Source organism: Levilactobacillus yonginensis (assembly GCF_964065165.1).
GTDB lineage: Bacteria > Bacillota > Bacilli > Lactobacillales > Lactobacillaceae > Levilactobacillus > Levilactobacillus yonginensis_A.
This window is the reverse complement of record NZ_OZ061549.1, coordinates 2,092,566-2,110,574: the sequence shown is the minus strand read 5'-3', so window position 1 is coordinate 2,110,574 and position 18,009 is coordinate 2,092,566. Positions and strand designations below refer to the sequence as shown.

General features: G+C 48.9%; 15 protein-coding genes. All 15 read right to left on the bottom strand.

Annotation, left to right across the window (positions count from 1 at the left end; all coding sequences use genetic code 11):
• Nucleotides 1–226: 226 nt before the first annotated feature.
• The 15 genes from AB3Y94_RS09875 to ychF all read right to left on the bottom strand — a co-directional run bounded on the left by AB3Y94_RS09875 (nt 227) and on the right by ychF (nt 18,004).
• Nucleotides 227–514, bottom strand: a complete 288-nt coding sequence (locus AB3Y94_RS09875; RefSeq protein ID WP_367296065.1) for a type II toxin-antitoxin system RelE/ParE family toxin — start codon at nt 512–514, stop codon at nt 227–229.
• The gene (relB, locus tag AB3Y94_RS09870; RefSeq protein ID WP_367296064.1) at nt 507–743 is read right to left on the bottom strand and encodes a type II toxin-antitoxin system RelB family antitoxin; all 237 of its coding nucleotides are present in this window, start codon (nt 741–743) and stop codon (nt 507–509) included. Before relB ends, AB3Y94_RS09875 begins: the two co-directional genes overlap by 8 nt.
• Nucleotides 744–923: 180 nt before the next feature.
• Entirely contained in the window at nt 924–1,049 is a 126-nt protein-coding gene (locus AB3Y94_RS09865; RefSeq protein WP_367296063.1) for a hypothetical protein, read from the bottom strand.
• On the bottom strand, nt 1,046–1,393 hold the full coding sequence (locus AB3Y94_RS09860; RefSeq protein WP_367296062.1) for an AzlD domain-containing protein: 348 nt from the start codon (nt 1,391–1,393) through the stop codon (nt 1,046–1,048). The genes AB3Y94_RS09865 and AB3Y94_RS09860 overlap by 4 nt, the downstream gene beginning before the upstream one ends.
• 17 nt (nt 1,394–1,410) lie before the next feature.
• Nucleotides 1,411–2,133, bottom strand: a complete 723-nt coding sequence (locus AB3Y94_RS09855) for an AzlC family ABC transporter permease (protein ID WP_367296509.1) — start codon at nt 2,131–2,133, stop codon at nt 1,411–1,413.
• Between the two features lie 276 nt (nt 2,134–2,409).
• Nucleotides 2,410–2,925: an N-acetyltransferase family protein gene (locus AB3Y94_RS09850; RefSeq protein ID WP_367296061.1), complete on the bottom strand. Its 516-nt coding sequence runs from the start codon at nt 2,923–2,925 to the stop codon at nt 2,410–2,412.
• Between the two features lie 99 nt (nt 2,926–3,024).
• On the bottom strand, nt 3,025–6,132 hold the full coding sequence (locus AB3Y94_RS09845; RefSeq protein ID WP_367296508.1) for a YhgE/Pip family protein: 3,108 nt from the start codon (nt 6,130–6,132) through the stop codon (nt 3,025–3,027).
• 405 nt (nt 6,133–6,537) lie between these two features.
• Nucleotides 6,538–7,866, bottom strand: coding sequence for a D-alanyl-D-alanine carboxypeptidase family protein (locus AB3Y94_RS09840; protein WP_367296060.1), 1,329 nt, complete (start codon nt 7,864–7,866; stop codon nt 6,538–6,540).
• A gap of 51 nt (nt 7,867–7,917) precedes the next feature.
• Nucleotides 7,918–9,093, bottom strand: coding sequence for a sensor histidine kinase (locus AB3Y94_RS09835; RefSeq protein ID WP_367296059.1), 1,176 nt, complete (start codon nt 9,091–9,093; stop codon nt 7,918–7,920).
• An 87-nt stretch (nt 9,094–9,180) separates the two neighbouring features.
• The gene (locus AB3Y94_RS09830; protein WP_125683610.1) at nt 9,181–9,870 is read right to left on the bottom strand and encodes a response regulator transcription factor; all 690 of its coding nucleotides are present in this window, start codon (nt 9,868–9,870) and stop codon (nt 9,181–9,183) included.
• A 668-nt stretch (nt 9,871–10,538) separates the two neighbouring features.
• Nucleotides 10,539–11,678, bottom strand: a complete 1,140-nt coding sequence (locus tag AB3Y94_RS09825) for an IMP dehydrogenase (protein ID WP_125683608.1) — start codon at nt 11,676–11,678, stop codon at nt 10,539–10,541.
• A 950-nt stretch (nt 11,679–12,628) separates the two neighbouring features.
• A complete protein-coding gene (locus AB3Y94_RS09820; protein ID WP_367296058.1) occupies nt 12,629–14,266 on the bottom strand; it encodes a teichoic acid glycosyl transferase in 1,638 nt (545 codons plus the stop codon).
• A gap of 91 nt (nt 14,267–14,357) precedes the next feature.
• Nucleotides 14,358–14,981 (bottom strand): hypothetical protein, encoded by a 624-nt coding sequence (locus tag AB3Y94_RS09815; protein ID WP_367296057.1) that lies wholly within the window; start codon nt 14,979–14,981, stop codon nt 14,358–14,360.
• 1,177 nt (nt 14,982–16,158) lie between these two features.
• The gene (locus AB3Y94_RS09810; protein WP_367296056.1) at nt 16,159–16,887 is read right to left on the bottom strand and encodes a DUF1129 family protein; all 729 of its coding nucleotides are present in this window, start codon (nt 16,885–16,887) and stop codon (nt 16,159–16,161) included.
• 16 nt (nt 16,888–16,903) lie between these two features.
• Nucleotides 16,904–18,004, bottom strand: a complete 1,101-nt coding sequence (ychF, locus tag AB3Y94_RS09805) for a redox-regulated ATPase YchF (RefSeq protein WP_367296055.1) — start codon at nt 18,002–18,004, stop codon at nt 16,904–16,906.
• Nucleotides 18,005–18,009 lie beyond the last annotated feature (5 nt).

Below are 18,009 nucleotides of genomic sequence, written 5' to 3'. Positions count from 1 at the left end.
GACCGCGGATCACTCGATATGAATGTTAAAAGCACCGTTTCAACCGGATTGATCACTGGTTGGAGCGGTGCTTTTTATTTCGAACTGGCGTTGTGTAATTCCGTTGTCGGTCGGCCGGTACGTCGTCTCGTGGCGTAGACCTGAAGCCTGTGGCCCGGTCTTCAGGGCAACTTTGAACCTCAAAGGACGTGTTTCAAAGATCGACCCGTACTCTAGCCTACAACAGTTAGTAATCATATCTCTTATTTTTATAAACTATCTCTCGTTTAGCAACAAAAACATTTGTAATTACTAAACGCTCATCATCAACTACCGCAATTAAACGATATGAACCGATACGAAACCTAACGTATCCGGAGAACTTGCCAGTCAATTTTTTTCCCGGAGAACTTGGAAAATCCGTATCCACTAAATGTTTCGCAATCCATTTTAAAATTGTCCTTTGTGTTGACTTATCCAATTTAGTAAGTGCTTGTCGAAATGGTTTCGCAGTTCTCACATCATATTTACTCATCGTCTAATTTCAATTCTTTTAAAGTATCTTGCCATGACTTTGTCTTAAAATTATCAGCCTTCCACGCTTGAAATGCTTGATCTGCTGCTTGAATATCTGCCCAATCTTCAAGACTTTCTGCAACTACTCGTTTAATATACTCAGATTTACTAATTCCATGAGCCTGTGTATATACATTAAGTAATGCATTCGTTTCTGAATCAAAACGAACTGAGGTAGCCTGTGTCATAAAATCACTCCCAACTTGTAGTCAAATCTTACTACGTCCTTTCAGAATGCACAAGCTAAAGGCCTTACTCCAGATAACTACGCAAAATCTCCCCAAAAATTCTATTAATGTAGCGTCGCCCCTAAACCGATTCACCTGATTTTCATCTCTCCTGTTTCTCGGAGGAAAAACGTGCTATGCTTAGCCTCCATCAGAGATGGTGAACATCATTAACTTAATTTCAAAGATAACTTTATCAATAAAAAAGGCCTCAAAAAAGACGGAGCCAGCAGCTCCGCCTTCGTCATATTCGTTAAATTTAGTCACGCAATAACCATCGACAACAGGAAAACAGCAATTAGTCCGACAACTACGGAAAGTGCCATTGACCGCGTCCTGTACGCAATGAACACCACAATAATGCCTGCAATCATTTCGGAAAACTTGGTGAACATGAATTGATAGCTTTCGCTATTGATAAAGATATCCTTGACCACCAGTGCCGTAAATAATGATACCGGCACATACTTCATCCATTCGTTGAACCATTCGGGAATTGCCCGCTTGGTGAACAACATCAGGGGAAGAAAGCGCGGTACGAAGGCAACGAAAAATCCTAGAATGATTAGCCAAAAGTGTTGCGTACTGGTCCACGTATTAACTGTACTCATATAGCGTCTCCTGTGTCCTAATTATCCGTATTTTCGACTGCCGACTTCTTCGATCCGGGACTATGCAAACGCCATAACCAGTGGCTGTCCGGCAAACGCTTGCGCAACGTTGACTCGAGTAAGAACCCGATCAGAGACGCAATCAGGGTCGAAATAACTAGCCCTAACGTACTCTTGGTCAACATCATGCAGAGCGCAGCAAGCACACCGGAAATCAAACAAATCACAATAGTCAATCGGTTCTTGATCTGCATCACGATCATGTAGATGAATAAAGCCGTTAATGCAAAGTTGACGATTCCTAGGTCAATCTTTAAGGTGCTACCGATCAAACTCCCGATAACATTGCTGACTGCCCAGAACAGCAAGGAATAGTGCTCCACCATCAGAGCTTCCTTACCCGTCCACTTTTTATCAGTGGCAAATTTTAAGTAATTGATGGCGTAATTTTCATCGTTAAGAGAGACCGCGAAGATAAATAGAAAGCGGTTGGATTGACCCTTTAAGTAAGGGGATAGACTCGAACTTAATAACGCATACCGTAATTCCAAGAAGAATAGCATCAAGACAATTGAAAGTAGAGGGGAATTAATAGTCAACATCGTGGCAATTAAAAATTGTGCCCCACCGGAAAAGATCAATAATGAAACTAATCCAGTCAGTAAGGTATTGAACCCTGCCGCGTGAAGCAAAATCCCACAAGCCAGCCCGATTGGGATGTAACTTAAGTTAAGGGGCATGGCTACCCGCAGTGTTGACCGCCATAAGGGTTCGTTGGGGTCAGGCACCTGCTTGGGGTTTGGCCGTCGTTTATTCAAAAATGTTTGCCTCCGTCGAATACTCTGAGATATGAAGCGAGTTAACGGGTAAGACCCGTCATCCATAAAACCACACGAGGATATTTTAACATGTTTCAGGCTATTTTCATATAACAGATGTGATATTTAGCAAAGGTAATCCTGCATTGGGTCTGCTTTGATTAAATGTTTGTGAAAATCCAAAGGCAGTTTTCATATCTATTCATCCCCGTGCGGTTTCACGAAATGTCGACCGTAGACTTCCAAATCCGCTGAAAATCCCGCCATATCGGCAATTGCTGGCAAATGGCCCCACCGTTCATAACCCTTCTTTTCAAATAACCGGCGACTTGCTTGGTTATGCCCAAAGATACGCGAAATAATTGTCGTAATTTGATGGGCAGGAGCGACTTTAGCTACCCAGTCGAGTGTCTGACTGCCCACGTGCATTCCCTGCGCTCCTGCGGCTAAATAGAGGGCAATTTCGGCCGTTTGGTTGTACGCTGCACGGTCGCTGTAGGGTTCCAGACCAACGTAACCAATGACCTGATTTTCATGGACGATGACCCAGAGTGAAAAATGATGAGAATCAAACTCCTGAAACCACGGTTGGCGTTCCGCCACCGTCATGGGCGTGAGATCTGCCGTACTCTCCTTAGTGGCAATGGCCTGGTTGTAGATGGCCACAATTCTTGGTTGGTCAGCTGGTGTGGCTAAACGAAAGGTTACGGACATGAGCAATTCCTTCTTTTCTCAGTATGAAATTAATTATACGCAAAAAGCGTCGCGAAACCAGTGGCTTCGCGACGCTCCGTTTATCTCTTAAATTTATTTCTATAAATGGTTCTTAGCGTTTGGATCTTCAACCGCCTGTAACTCTTGGTTATTGTCTAATTGCGACAAGCCCATCAGGTGCTTCTTCTGTAACCAGATCATGGTTGGCCAGAGAAGTGCCAATGCCAAAATCGTGAACAGAATCAAGACCCAAACCGCTTCGCCGACCATGCCCGTCATCCCTGACGTAATGGCTTGACGGAATCCGAGGATTGAGTAAGTCATTGGCAAGAATGGGTGCACAACGTTGTAGAAGTGGTTGGTAACTTCCATAGGGAACGTCCCACCGGAACCACCAAGTTGCAACATCAGAAGCACCATGGCAATGAAACGACCAGGGTTATCCAGGAGCATCGACAGGAACATGACAATGAACATCGACGCCTCGGCAAAGATGACGGAGATCAGAATCATTTGGCCTGGATGATCAACGCTCAAGCCACCCAACATCATCAAAGCTGGTTCAATCAGTCCCATTGCGAGTGCTTCAACGGCACCAATAGAGACCTTACTCAAGAACCAACCAGTAGCAGTCCCGTCTTTACGCGAGACTTTCCGAATTGGGAAAGCAAAGTTGAAGACCAACGCCCCAACGTAGAGGGCAACGGACAACACGTAAGGTGCCAGTGCGTGACCGTAGTTAGGCACGTAACTGTAACTTTCATGCTTCAGCTTAGTTGGTGCGGCAAACATGTCAGCTGTCTTGCTCGTCAATGGTTGTGCTTGAATCTGATCAGCACCTGACTTCAAGGACTTAGCTAACGTGCCATTCCCATCAGAAAGCTTCTTGGCACCGCTCATCAACTGGCCACTATTGTCGTCCAGTTTTTGTGAGCCATCGGCCAGTTGCGTAACCCCACTGGTCAATGCTGGTACCTTGCTGTTCAGTTGGGTCAAACCACTAGCCACCTGGTTGGCTCCTTGGTTCAGCTGATTACCACCAGCCACCAACTTAGGTGTACCAGCCTGCAGCTTACTACCAGCTGCGGCAAGCTTAGGTGTACCAGCAGTTAACTGGTTAACCCCAGCGGCTGCCTTTTGCAGACCGCCACTGACTTGAGATGCCCCGCTAGCAACCTTAGCGGAACCACTCTTCAAAGTAGTTCCCTTCTTGGCTAACTTAGCAGTCCCATTCACAATCTTAGTTACACCATTTTGCAAAGTAGGAACTTGTGCGTTCAAACTTGAAATCCCACTGTTCAGTTGAGTTGATCCAGCAAATGCTAAGTCAACACCAGATGTATATTGTCCAACACCATTACTTAACGTTGAAGCACCGGCGCTTAATTCATTAGCACCATCGATAAGGTCAGATAATTGGCCAGAATTATCGGCTAACGTCTTTAAACTCCCCAACTTAGTTTGCAAGTCAGCAAGATCGGTGTTCTTAGCTCCAGCAACAACAGCTTGAAGTTGTTGTGCAGTTGTTGCATCAAGTCCGGTTGTATTCAACCCCGTCATAACTTGACCAAGTGCTGTTTGTAATGCTGCAGTTGCTGTTTGAACCGCCTGAGTTGCCTGTTCTAACTCTGTCGCGTCACCAGTAACATCATTATTGGACTTAGTCGTCACAGTGTTAGACGACCCACTGCCCGCAGCATCTTGCAGTTCAGCTAATTGCTTTTGCAACGTTGCGGTGTCAGTGCCAACCCCGTCACTATCGCCCTTTTCAGCGGCAATTTTGGCAGCGGTAGACTGAGCTGCCTTTATTTTACTGCTGAGATCAGTCGAACCACTACTCTTAGTGGTCGTTGACCCTTGGGATGCATCCTGTTCCAGAGTCTTGGCAGCAGCCTTTTGATTAGCTAAAGCTGCATTCAATTGTACTTCTGCCTTCGTCAAATCTTGCAAAGCCGGCGTTAAGACTGACGCAATGTTCTGTAGGCCTGAATTAGCTTGCAATGCCTGCATATTTTTAATTAATGCTTGTGCAGCTACAATTTGATCTGAAACACTCTGACCAGCTGCATTAGGTTCCGTCAAGCCGTTCAGCTCAGACTTCACAGAACTAACCCCTTGGCTCAGCTTAGAGGCACCAGCTGCAACTGTGCTTGCACCAGAGTTCAAGTCTTTCGACTTACCACTAAGTTCCGATAAGCCAGAATTCAACGACTTACTTCCAGTGTAAAGTTTCGAGACACCATTAGCTAATGGACCAACTCCGCTGCCTAATTGCTTAACACCAGTCTTCAGCGTGTAAACACCATTTACATATTGATATACACCCGAGTTCAATGACTTGGTTCCCGCAGCCACTTGGTTAGCACCTGAAGTCAATTTTGGCATACCAGCACTCAACTTGCTAACACCGCCAGTAAATTGGTTGACTCCACTGACGTATTGGCTTGTCCCGTTAGCATACGTATTAACTTTACTTGTGTATTCACCCAGACCAGAATTCAATTTCTGTGCCCCAGTGTTTAACTGTTGAATCCCAGTCGCCAGTGGTCCCACGGAGGTCTTCATTTGTTGCAGACCATTGTTCAACGTGTGAACTCCAGTCGTATAGGTGTTCAGACCATCAGTCAAGGTGACCGTTCCGTCCTTTAACTTAGCGGAACCGGTGGCCGCCTTTTCCATCCCCTTACCAACAGAGTAGATCTGCTTAAAGGTAGCCTGGGCGTAAGCCTTCGTTACCTTAGAGCGAATCTGACTGTCGAGTTGCGATGAACCCACTTCACTCATAACTTGCGCGATGTAGTTGGCTGACCCATTCGTCTTGTAGCTAAACGTCATCTTCTTAGGATGTTCGTTCAGCGCCGTAGCGGCGTTGGCCGAGAAGTTCTTAGGGAAAGTGATCACCGTGTAGTACTTGTGATGCTTCAACCCATCTGCCGCGGTCTTCGCGGAGACAAACTTCCATCCTAATTGATGGTTCTTCTTCAAGTTAGTTACCGTTTGGTCACCAACATTTAACTTCTGTCCCTGATACGTCACTGGTTGGTCTTGGTTGACGACCGCAACGGGTAACGAGCCAGTCTCACCATATGGATCCCAGACAGACTTCAGAAAGAAGATACTGTAGAGGAATGGAATAAACATAATGGCCAACACAGAAATCAAAATTAACCGGTTGTGCCGAATGTAATTCCACTCGCCTTTAATCATGTTCACGAATTCCAACTCCCTTTATCCTCAAAATATCCTTAAAATTGCGCGTTTTCAGCTAATAATAAAAGTATCTTCGCACACTATTACTTGACTTGTCAAAAACACAACACGGCATTCATTAATCACTGAAATCGCCGTCAAACGCGTGATACCAGTCTTAATCGTCGAAAATAAGACAAAAATAAAATTTGCATTAGGAAACTAGCAGTTAATAGGACTAACTGAATAAACAGTCCCACTCAACTTACCGATTTGAGACCAACGCCGTACTACTCGATGAGGTCTCGGGTGAAGACTACTCTAGCTGATATCGTAGCAGATTCGCTCACCAAACAACTTGATTCTTATCAATTACTGCATTAAAAAATCGCCCACCATCAGTGAGCGATTCTACCATCTAAATTAGAATAACGCGACGATGGACCGCCACAGCCGAACAAAGATGTTGGCTTTCTCAACGGTTTGCGTCACCTTCAACGGTACCTTCGTCGTCTTGGTATTGCCCAAGAAACCTAACTGGTCACCCTTCAAGGAAATGTTGGCCGTTCCAATAGTTGAATTCTTTGAAACGGGTGCTTCCAAGGCGTTGTTCTTGGTCAGCTTCCCTTTCAACTGGGCCTTAGCCTGCACGTTGCTGGCCACTTGGTCGTTACGAATCCAGAGCTTGACGCCACTGGCCACCGCCGTCTTAGCGGTTGGCTGTTTCGCATCGTTCGTTTTCACGGACTTGGCCCCAGCCACTTGGCTGTCTGCCTTAACGTCGACCGTCTTGAAATTGTTGTAAACGTACGACATCATCTTTTGCGTTTGCTTAAAACGAGATGGGTCGGTCTCAGACTTGTGGGCGGCGTGTAAGACCACCGTCACGATCCGATTTCCGTTGTTGTTGGCGGTCCCAGTAAAGTTGGCCCCGGCAGCGTCGGACGTCCCCGTCTTCAACCCATCAACGTGGAGCTTAGAATAGGCTGCGGATAAACCTTTCAACATCCAATTCCAGTTTTCCATCTTCGTGGCATCAGCGGTGCCCTTCTCAAACCACTGCTTAGAAATCTTCGTCGTCTGTAAGACTTCTGGATATTTATTCAACAAGGCCACTGTCAGCTTAGCTTGGTCCGCGGCAGACCACTTGTTTTCCGTGGAACCACTCACGTTGTCGTACCCCAGGTTACCAACCTGTTTGTTGGTCAACCCACAGGCGTTGTAAATAGTTACGTCGGTCATTCCCAGCTTCTTGGCCTGTGCCCTCATCTGAGTCACAAACGCGTGCGGTGAACCGGCAACGGCCTCCCCCAGCGCCTCAATCGCCCCGTTAGCGGAGTAAATCAGCGAGGCCTGGTACAGAGACTTAACCGTGTAGCTGTGACCCGCCCGTAGTGGGACGTTGGACAACTTAGTGTTCTGGGCAATTTTAGCAATATCCTTATTGATGGTAATTTTCTGGTCCCATTTCAGTTTGCCGTTGTGAATCGCCTGAAGAACCAGGTAGATGGACAACAACTTCGTCATGGAAGCAACGGGCAACGCTTGGTCACCGTTTTTTTCGTACAGAATCTGACCGGTCTTGGCGTCAACGGCGATTCCCGCCTTAGCCTTCAGGTTAACGGTCGTGCTCGTTTTACTGGTCGTTGCCGCCTGGGCCGTTACCGGCGCCGTCACGGCCGTGCTCATGCCCCCGGCAAACAGCGTAACCGCCGTTACCAGGCCCATGACAACTTGCTTTAATCGTTTCATTGAATTAAAACTCCTCTATCTTATGTAATGTCGGCGTGAACCGACGCTGACTTACTTGCGCGTAGCTGGACCCTTCAACCGTTGCGGAATCTCCAACGGGTGATCGTGTTTAACTGGTAAATGAATCACAAAGCTGGTGAGTTCGTCGTCCGACTCCACGTAAATGTAGCCACCGTGTAAGGCTACGATGCTCTGCGCAATGGCGAGTCCCAGCCCGGTTCCACCGGTTTCCTTGGAACGCGATTCTTCGACCCGATAAAACCGTTCGAAGATCAACGCCAGGGATTCTTTAGGAATCTTCGGCCCATCGTTCGTGACCCGAACTTCCAACTCGTTGTCGCTCAGGCGCTTAGCGTTCAGGTTGATTTCCTTACCGCCGTCGCCATACTTCAACGCATTAGAGACCAAGTTGTTAAATACCCGGACTAATTTCTCGGGGTCTGCCTCCATCATGAGGATTGCTGGCTCACTGGTTGAGCCAATCGTCATGCCCTTCTTCTGGGCCTCCAGCTCAAAGCTAGCGCCAAGCTGTTCCAACATGGCCGCTAAGTCAATGTTGTTTAGACTCAACGGCGTATCGGTCTGCCGCACCTTGGTGTATTCAAACAAATCATCCACCAAGGACTTCATCTGTTTCGATTTCAAAAAGGCCGTATGCGTGTATTTTAACAGGTCGTCCTTCGTGTGATATTGCTGGTCTTCAATCAAACCCAAGTAGCCAATGATCGAGGTCAACGGCGTCCGGATATCATGACTGACGTTCGTGATCAGCTCATCTTTCGACTTCTCGATGGCCCGTTCTTCATCCATCGAGTTAATGACGGAATCCACCAGGGCGTTGACAGAATCTACCACCCGCTGCACGTCCCCACTGACCCGGAACGGAATCCGATGGTCAAAGTGGCCGTTGGCAATATAGTGTAATTCGTCGATGATGTGATGCAGCTGCATCTGGTGATACCGGCGAATCAGGCGCCACCAAACGACGACCCCGTCGGCCAATACCATGAAGGTCACAAAGACGTTTTCCCAACTCCACAATTGGAAGTGGTTAGGGCCAAACACCACGGACCGTTTGATGATAAAGATCCCATCACGCAGTCCGGGGTTGCTTTCGATGGCCTGACTGATCAGCACCAGCAATGCCAGGTTCAGCATCAATAGGAGAATAACCGTCACGACACCTTCCATGAAGAGCGCGCTTTTTTCCCGTGTCGTTAGCTTCATGCCGCGGCCCCCAGTCTGCTATTTAATTGGGATGTGTGTAAATTTTCCAATGGTAACTTCCCTCTCCAATAGCCGCAACTTGTTGGCTTAGTGTGACTCAATCTTGTAACCAACGCCCCAAACGGTTTGAATAACCTTTTCGCCGTTCGTGGCTTCTTCGATCTTATCCCGCAAGTGACTCACGTGGACCATGACAGTCTTGGCCGAAACAATGCTTTCCTGACGCCAAACGCGTTCAAAAATCTCATCGGCTGAGAAGACCCGGTTGGGGTGACTGGCCAGCAGGTAGAGAATCCCAAATTCCAGCGCCGTCAGGGAAATAGTCTTGCCGGCAATCGTCTTGACTTCGTGGGAATCTTTGTTGATGGTCAACGTCCCGATGTCCAGAACGTCTGGCGCATCGTCAGTGACTTGGTCTTGACTCCGCCGTAACAGTGACTTGACCCGAGCCATAACTTCTAATGGGTTAAATGGCTTGGTTACATAATCATCGGCACCAGAAATCAACCCCTGAATCTTGTCCATATCCCCAGTCTTAGCAGAGAGAATCAAGATGGGAATTTGGGAGTCTTTCCGAACTTCCTTCATGACTTCAATCCCACTCATTTCGGGCATCATAATGTCCAAAATCATCAATGAAATATCAGGCGTGGTGTGTAATTTGGTCAGCGCTTCCTTACCGTCATAAGCGGTCAGGGGTTCGTAACCTTCGTTTTTAATGTAGATTTCAAGTAACTGGGCAATTTCTTTATCGTCATCGACAACTAAAATTTTCATCGTGTAGTAATCTCCTTTAACAGCTAGGCAATTTCACTAGCGGTCTGTCCCCGTAGGTTTACTGTCCATTTTAGCAAATAAACGCCGGAGTGCGGCCGAAAAACCCGAACCTTTAGTCGGGCGTAAGGCACTTTACCATTCCTTAATCTTACACTATTTTCCTGTTCCTGACCAACTAAGGGTTTGTGCTGGGAGTGGTGCTTTGTTGGCGCCTTACCGGGCGATCCTGTAGGTGCTGGAACGCCATGGGCACGGCTTTGAGCCAAAGAACGGTCTCAAAGGCCGACCTTTCTCTAACCTGAGAAGTCCCCTCAGCTAAGAGAAATTTCATGGCTGAGCACCTACAGGCCCGCCCTCACGGCTGACATCACACCAACTGTAACACAGGTTCACCCTGACTTGACCGCCCGGTTCATCGTCGCTGAACATCTTAGTCGTCCATCTGTATCAGCCGTGAAGGCGAGAAAAATAGGCTCAGCCGTGGCACTGCCTTAGCACGGCGTCCTTCCGTGGTTAGGCAGAACCGAGTTTCGAGACCGCTCTTTGGCTCGAAATCGCGTTCACAGCGTTCCAGCCTATTTTTCTCGCCTGGCAAGGCGCAAACAACACACAAACAAAAAAGGCCAACCGTTAAACAACGGTCAGTCCCTTCAATTTAAAAAGTCTGTTTATTTGTAGTTAGGTGCTGCCTTTGTGATCTGCACATCATGTGGATGCGATTCGATCAGACCAGCGTTAGAGATCCGGACGAATTGGGCGTCGTTGATCAGGTCTTGAATCGTAGCGCTACCCGTGTAGCCCATCCCTGAACGTAACCCACCAACCATTTGGAAGATGATATCATTGACGCTGCCCTTGTATTCCACGCGAGCTTCAATACCTTCTGGCACTAACTTGTTGGCTTCGTTGACGCCACCCTGGAAGTACCGGTCGGCTGACCCATGCGACATGGACGCTAAACTCCCCATCCCACGGTACGTCTTGTATTTCTTACCGCCATCTTCAATGATGTCGCCAGGGGCTTCATCAGTCCCGGAGAACATGGACCCAAACATCACAGCGTTACCGCCAGCCGCAATGGCCTTGACGATATCCCCGGAATACTTGATCCCACCATCAGCGATGATTGGCTTGCCAAAGTCACGGGCAACGGCTGCGGCATCGTAAATCGCCGTCAGTTGTGGCACCCCAACACCGGCAACGATCCGCGTCGTGCAGATCGAACCAGGGCCGATACCAACTTTAACCACATCAACACCGGCTTCAAACAGGGCCCGGGTACCTTCACCCGTAGCCACGTTGCCGGCAATCAGCGTTGCGTCTGGGAATTGTTGGCGAATTTCAGTAATTTTACGAATCACCCCAGCAGAGTGACCGTGCGCCGTATCAATGATGATGGCGTCTGCGCCAGCTTTGAGTAAAGCGTCGGCCCGATCAAAAGTGTCGGAGGTCACCCCAACGGCAGCGGCAACCAGCAGGTGATTGTTGTCATCCACTGCTGCTTGAGGGAACTCACTGGCATCGTTTTCGATAGCCTTGACGCTGGCCACCATCTTGGCCTGTTCCTGAGCGCTCATGTTCTTGTGGATGACCCCCAAGCCCCCGTTACGAGCCATGGTTGTTGCCATCTTAGTCTCAGTAACCGTGTCCATCGAGGCACTCAGAAATGGAACGTTCAACTTCAGGTTAGGCGCTAATTGGGTACTTAAGTCGACTTCATTTGGTAAAACGTGACTTTCAGCGGGTATTAACAAAACATCATCAAAAGTGATTCCTTCTTTAGCAAACTTCGTGTCCCAATTAGACATGGTTGATATCGCTCCTCTTTTTTTCAGTCTCAGGCTCGGTTAGGAATCCTGGGAGATATTGTTTCTTAATTTACCAGTCTAGGCCAGTCAGGTCAAGGACTCTCATTGAACTATCATCGTTTTGAGCAAATTTCAAAGCAACCACGCTATTTCCCGCTGTGTATCAAGTCCAACATAAAGGGCGTCAGAGTAGTCTCCAACGCCCCTTATATTAGAGTTGTCATATCATTAATTGGTTAAAAAATATCTGGTGTGATGCTGGTTCCGAGAAGCTTTCCGCCTACAAAAGTCAGGAGCAGTGCCTGCCGTGGGGACCGCTTCCGGCCTAAGGACCGGTCCTTCAGCTCGACTTGAAGCCTCAGAAGAACCCTGAGTCTCCAAGGTCGTCCCGTGCTCTAACTTCGGCAAATTTCGCCGAGCTAAGACCACCGACACGGCCAGCACCGCTCCTGACTTTCTCCGGCTACATCGTCCGCTAATCATCAGTTTAGTTTAAAATTTCCATCATAGTCTTAACCACTAAATCTTCCGTCGTTAGCCACAACTTAGATACTGAGTGAGCTAGCTATTCTGACCCTTCAGTTAATCTGTCAGCAATCGAAAAATCAATTGTCGTAGCCGTCGCACACAGCCAGCCTACAATACAAATCAGCTATTCCAATCCCAACAGTAATCAACTGGTCAGCACACCACATGCCAGGCCCAGTGACGTCACAGACTGCATCAGCCAGGTAGTGGTCACCGACCACCGTAGCCGTAGGTGACCAGAAATTTGGTCCGCAGTGGCGACGGAATTGGTTGGCGTTCTTGGCCGACCTAGTCCGTGGGACGAGCTTGGAGCCTCGACGGGTTACCGAGGCTTCAAGTCGAGGGACAAGACCGCTCCCCAGGCTTGGCCCGTTCCCCACAGCGGGCCAAATTTCTGGGCGCCGGAGGCGGCAATAAGAACACTACCGAAGCCGATACAACCAGTAAGTCACGCTGACCCCTTCAAAGACCTGGGTGTGTTGCGCCACTTCCCGATAATTCTCATTCAGTGGTTTTGCCAACTTCGCCGTCCCCGGGTTCAGATTGCCGCTGCTAATGCGGCCACCCCCGCCCTGCCACTGTTTCACTGTCTTACCAGCCGGCGTATTCAACACGACCCATTCTACCTGGCCCTGCTTGATCAAATTAACCTGTGACTGCAGGATCTGCGGCGCTGAGGCCTGCGGAATGTTGTAGTTCTGAAAGAAATACGTCGACGGCACGGCGCCCGATGCTGTATAAAAACCCATATCGATTGAGCCGTAGTTCAACATCGTCAGCGGAGCGTGCGCCGAGCGCATGATGTGCCCAAAAACCAATTGCGCGGGCTGTTGCGGCTTGGTCGTCGCCTTTTCTGTAACGGACGCGTTATTGGGAAATATCTTGGAATTCGTCACGTTATTATTCACACCCAGTACCAGAAATAAACTGATGATCAACGTTGCCAAAATTGCGAACGTGTCTTCGTTTTCATTTGGCAACTGAACCCGTGCAAAGAATAGCTTGCCCAGGTACACGAATGGTAGGACGAAGCCCGCAAAGTAAATCAGTTCATAGTACTGGTATACCGACCCCGCTTGGTATCCATAGAGCGCAAAGAGGTCGCACCCCAACATTGTCAACAGATACAGGCCACGTGTGAAGTTATGCTGAAACACGTCGCGTTGAAACGTCACCAGTAACGTCCCCACCACGCCCAGTAAGAAGAACAGGACGTTGTTCTGGAAAAATTGAGAAACCACCGTCATCGACTGCACCAGGTTAGAAAACGCGGCGACTGATGAAGTCAGGTAAACCTTGGTGTTAAACAGAATATACACGTTGATGAACGCACGCAACCCACCCGTGACCAGGAAGTAAATCAGCCACGGCACGGTCGTCACCAGGAACCCGCCGGCACTCCAACCCACCACGCGACCCAATTGCCGCCACTGGCGCTTCGCCAGCAAGCCACCCACCAAGCCCAAATAAAAGACGATCCAGGCGCCTAGCAACGTATACTTCGACAGGAACACGACCCCCACGATGGCGCCCTGCGCGAAGAACCACCAGTGACTGACCGTTAACCCCCGTTGGTCCAACAGAACTAGCAGGTAAACGAGGGAAATCAATAGCGGCAACGTGAAAAATTCCACCGTATCCCCGTAATCGTAGTACGGGTGATATAAAAATAGTAATGGCGATAACAACGCAATCAACAGTGCGCCCAGTTGGCTGACCTTGAGTAGCTGGCCCAACTTGTAGACCAAAAACATGGCGGCCACCAGCGTCGCAACTTCATACACAAAGATCAACAAGAAACTGCGATTGCTGACGAGGTAGGCCAAGCCGTGGAGAAAGTAGACGTACGGCCCCTTCTGTTCAAAAATATCTTTATAGGGAACGATGCCGTGCATCATGGCCTTGCCGACCGTGAAGAACGCGTTGTTATCCGGTGACGTGTCAAAATAAAACGCTGGGGAGGTGTAGGAGCAGAAGGTCATGATAAACACGCCTACAATCGTTAACAACCCCAGGACCTGACTATTTTTACTATGCAGGTGTGTCCCTATTCGCTTCATAATAATTGCCCCTCCCCATTAATTCGGTGAACAATCAATCTCTCTGCATAAGAAAAGGCGTGGTCACCCACGTCTTTTCTAAACCAATCGGCTACTTTTCAATCAGGTAGTGGATAGTGTAGGCTTTGTAGTCCTTTTCCTTAACAGTGAACTTGAAGTACTTGCCGCCCTTGTTTAATTCCTTAACTTCCTTGGCAGACAAACGAACTTCAAACTTGCCATTCTTCTTAATTCGGAACTTCTTAACGAACTTGCCCTCGCGGTTGCGTAACGTTACTTCAGCACCCTTGCGGCCTTTCTGGAAAAGGATGACACGAGAATCCTTCTTGTAGTGTAAACGCCCGCGCATCTTCTTCGCAGCACGCATTTCCTTTTCCTTGGCTGGCTTCTTCGCAGGCTTTTCAGGTTTCTGTGGTTTTTGCGTTGCGGAACTGGATGATGAGCTAACGGCACTGGAGCTATCAACGGCACTACTACTGTTGGCAGCACTGCTGGACTCACTGCTAGAACTGCTACTCGACATCGCAGCAGCCGGGGCAATCGTATCTGAAGGCCCTGAAGGCACGACGGCACTAACAGGAGCACTTCCGCTCCCACTACCGCTACCACTCGCAGCGTCAGCACTACTTCCATCAGCGTTAGCGGTCGTGGCAATCCCCCCGGCAAGCGTCAGCGCAGCAACCAACCCTAAAACATATCCAAAGACTTTTTTCATAAAAAATCCTCCCCGAGAATATGGATTTTTTCGTCGGGCCCGGAAGCAGCTCAACTACTTGGTTGCATAATAGGGCCATCCGCTTGCCGGGTCAAGCGCCAACTTTTCACAGGTTCTACCCGATTCGTGAGTGCGCCCATTAACCGCTACGGGCCAACATCTAGCGTCAAAATTTCAGACTGTACGTCTGCCAATACCAGCCACCTTTTCACAAGCAGATGCGCCCCTGTACCACTACGCCCATTTATTGAAAAAGACCATCCGAAAAAAATTTTTTCTATTATTCCGACTAAAACTAAGCGAGTGTTCAGGCTTGCATTTACTGGTCTGATGGGATTGTGGGATTGTCGGTTGTGTACCGGTTGTGTACCGCCTGCCGGCCGTCAAATATAGGCTGGAACGCTGTGCGCGCGTTTGGGAGCCAAAGAGCGGTCTCCCAAGCCGGCGCTGTCTAACCGGAGCAGACCCACTCCGCTAAGACAGTTCCACGGCTGAGCCTATATTTGACGACCTCTCGGCTAACATGGCTGGCACCCCTATCAGTCTGGTAAAGGCATGCCGCAAATTAACTCACTAACCCCCAATTAATATTCCAGATAATTCGAACAATTCATACCACCTATACTGGCCAATCATAAGCCTAGCTATCTACAGAGCAAGTCACCACAATTCAGAGCCGGAGGCTGACTGGGGCCACGCTGTGTCGATGTTCTTAGCGATTTTCGCTTAGAACATGGGCCGTCCTTGGAAACTCGCAATCTTAGCGAAGTTGCTAGGCGCCTGAGAGACCGCTCTTTGGCTCTCAGGTTTACCCCACAACGTAGCCCCAGTCAGCTGCAGACGGCAATAATTGGCATTCACTGCAACAAAAAGGCCGGAACAAAACGTCCCGACCCCCTTACAAATTAAAATATAATTGGTACTCGGAAACTAAAGTGGACCAGCTAACCACCGACGTGAGCCGGAGAAAGCCAGGGACTGCGCTGTGTCGATGTTCTTAGCGGTTTTCGCTTAGAACATGGGCCGACCTTGGAAACTCGCGAACTGAGCGAGGTTTCAAGGCGCCTGGGAGACCGCTTTTTGGCTCCCAGGTTCGCCCCACAGCGCAGTCCCTGGCAGCCGCAGGCGGCCAACACCACCGTCCACCTTGTCAAAATCTTGGGTTTACCCCAAAGCTTTAACCGAAGAACCCACCAGTAATCTTGTAATGCCGACGAATCCAGTACATACCGATACCAGAGAACACCGCCAGCATCAAGCTAGGCCAGCCACCCAGTACTGGGTTGATTGTCCGTGGCATTAATTGTGCGAAGAAGAACAGCACCATCCAGATCAAGAACCCACCTAAAACGATCAACAGGCGAATCCACCCATTGTATTTGTGCTTGATCTTTGGATCGAACAGCTTAGGCATGATTGGCATAATGAATCCGGCACCAATCGCACTGATAATGATTGCTGAGATCCCAATTGGACTGTTACTTTCCTTGACCAGGTTCGGGCTAAACAGGTAGAGTATCCCGAACATCAGGTTAAAGATCATGAAGAATGACAGCGCGTTGTAAATCATGTTTGGCCAGTAATCAGGACCGCCAAAGACTTGAACCTCACGTTCAGGCCCTTCAACGACTTCCTTGACCCGCGCATCGACATCCCCGTACAGGTTCTTAGCGGTCGCCCCACTCTTTTGGCCGTCAACTAATTCTGCGACCATCTTTTGAACAGCAGCTGCCTTTTTTTCCGGCGTCAACTTGGTCTTTTCTAAAGCCTTATTGAACCGGAACATGTAGTCGGCGTTCCGCTTGGTCAGCCCGACGTTGTCAAAGGCTGCCCGTTCGTTAGACGCAACGGTATTGCGGTTTTGGTGCACGCCCGCATTCCGTGGCGTTTCTTTGTTATCACTCATCTATACAGTTTCCCTTCTAAACGTTGAAACGGAATTCGACGATGTCGCCGTCTTCCATCACGTAGTCTTTCCCTTCGACCCGGAGTTTACCGGCTTCCTTAACGGCACTTTCAGATTCAAATTTATCCAGAGAATCAAAGGCCATTACTTCAGCACGGATAAACCCACGTTCAAAGTCGGAGTGAATAATCCCGGCTGCTTGAGGGGCCTTAGTGCCCTTCTTAAACGTCCAGGCACGGGTTTCCTTACCACCAGCCGTAAAGAACGTTTGCAGGCCTAACAGCGTGTATGAAGCCCGAATCAACCGGTTCAACCCAGGTTCTTCGACCCCTTCAGCTTCCAAGAAGTCTTGCTTCTCGTCATCGTCCAATTGGGCGATTTCTTCTTCGGCTTCAGCGGCTACGGCAATTGCTTCGGCGCCTTCCTTAGCAGCGTAATCCTTGATGAGGCCAAAGTACTTGGAGTCTTCCGGATCCGCCATGTCGTCTTCGGCAATGTTGGCCACGTACAAGACTGGTTTAGACGTCAATAAGAAGAGGCACTTAACGATCTTCATTTCTTCTTCATCGAAGTCAATGGTCCGAACGGCACCGCCGGCTTCGAGCACTGGCTTAATTTTTTCGAGGACGGCCAATTCAGCCTTGGCTTCCTTGTCACTCCCCTTAGCTGCCCGTTCAACCTTAGCCAACCGCTTGTTAACGGCTTCCAGGTCGGAGAGACCGAGTTCCAAGTTGATGGTTTCAATATCATCGATTGGGTCGATCTTCCCAGAGACGTGGGTGATGTTGTCGTCGTCAAATGCCCGCACAACGTGCACAATAGCGTCCACCTGGCGAATGTTTTCCAGGAATTGGTTCCCTAAACCTTCACCCTTGCTGGCACCCTTAACGATTCCGGCAATATCCGTAAATTCAAACGTGGTGGGCACAACTTTTTTAGCTGGAATCAGTTCTTGAATCCGGTCGAGCCGGCTATCTGGAACTTCCACCATCCCGACGTTCGGGTCAATGGTTGCGAATGGGTAGTTCGCCATTTCGGCCCCGGCCTTTGTAATCGCGTTAAATAAAGTGGACTTACCGACGTTGGGCAGTCCGACGATCCCTGCAGTTAATGACATAAAAA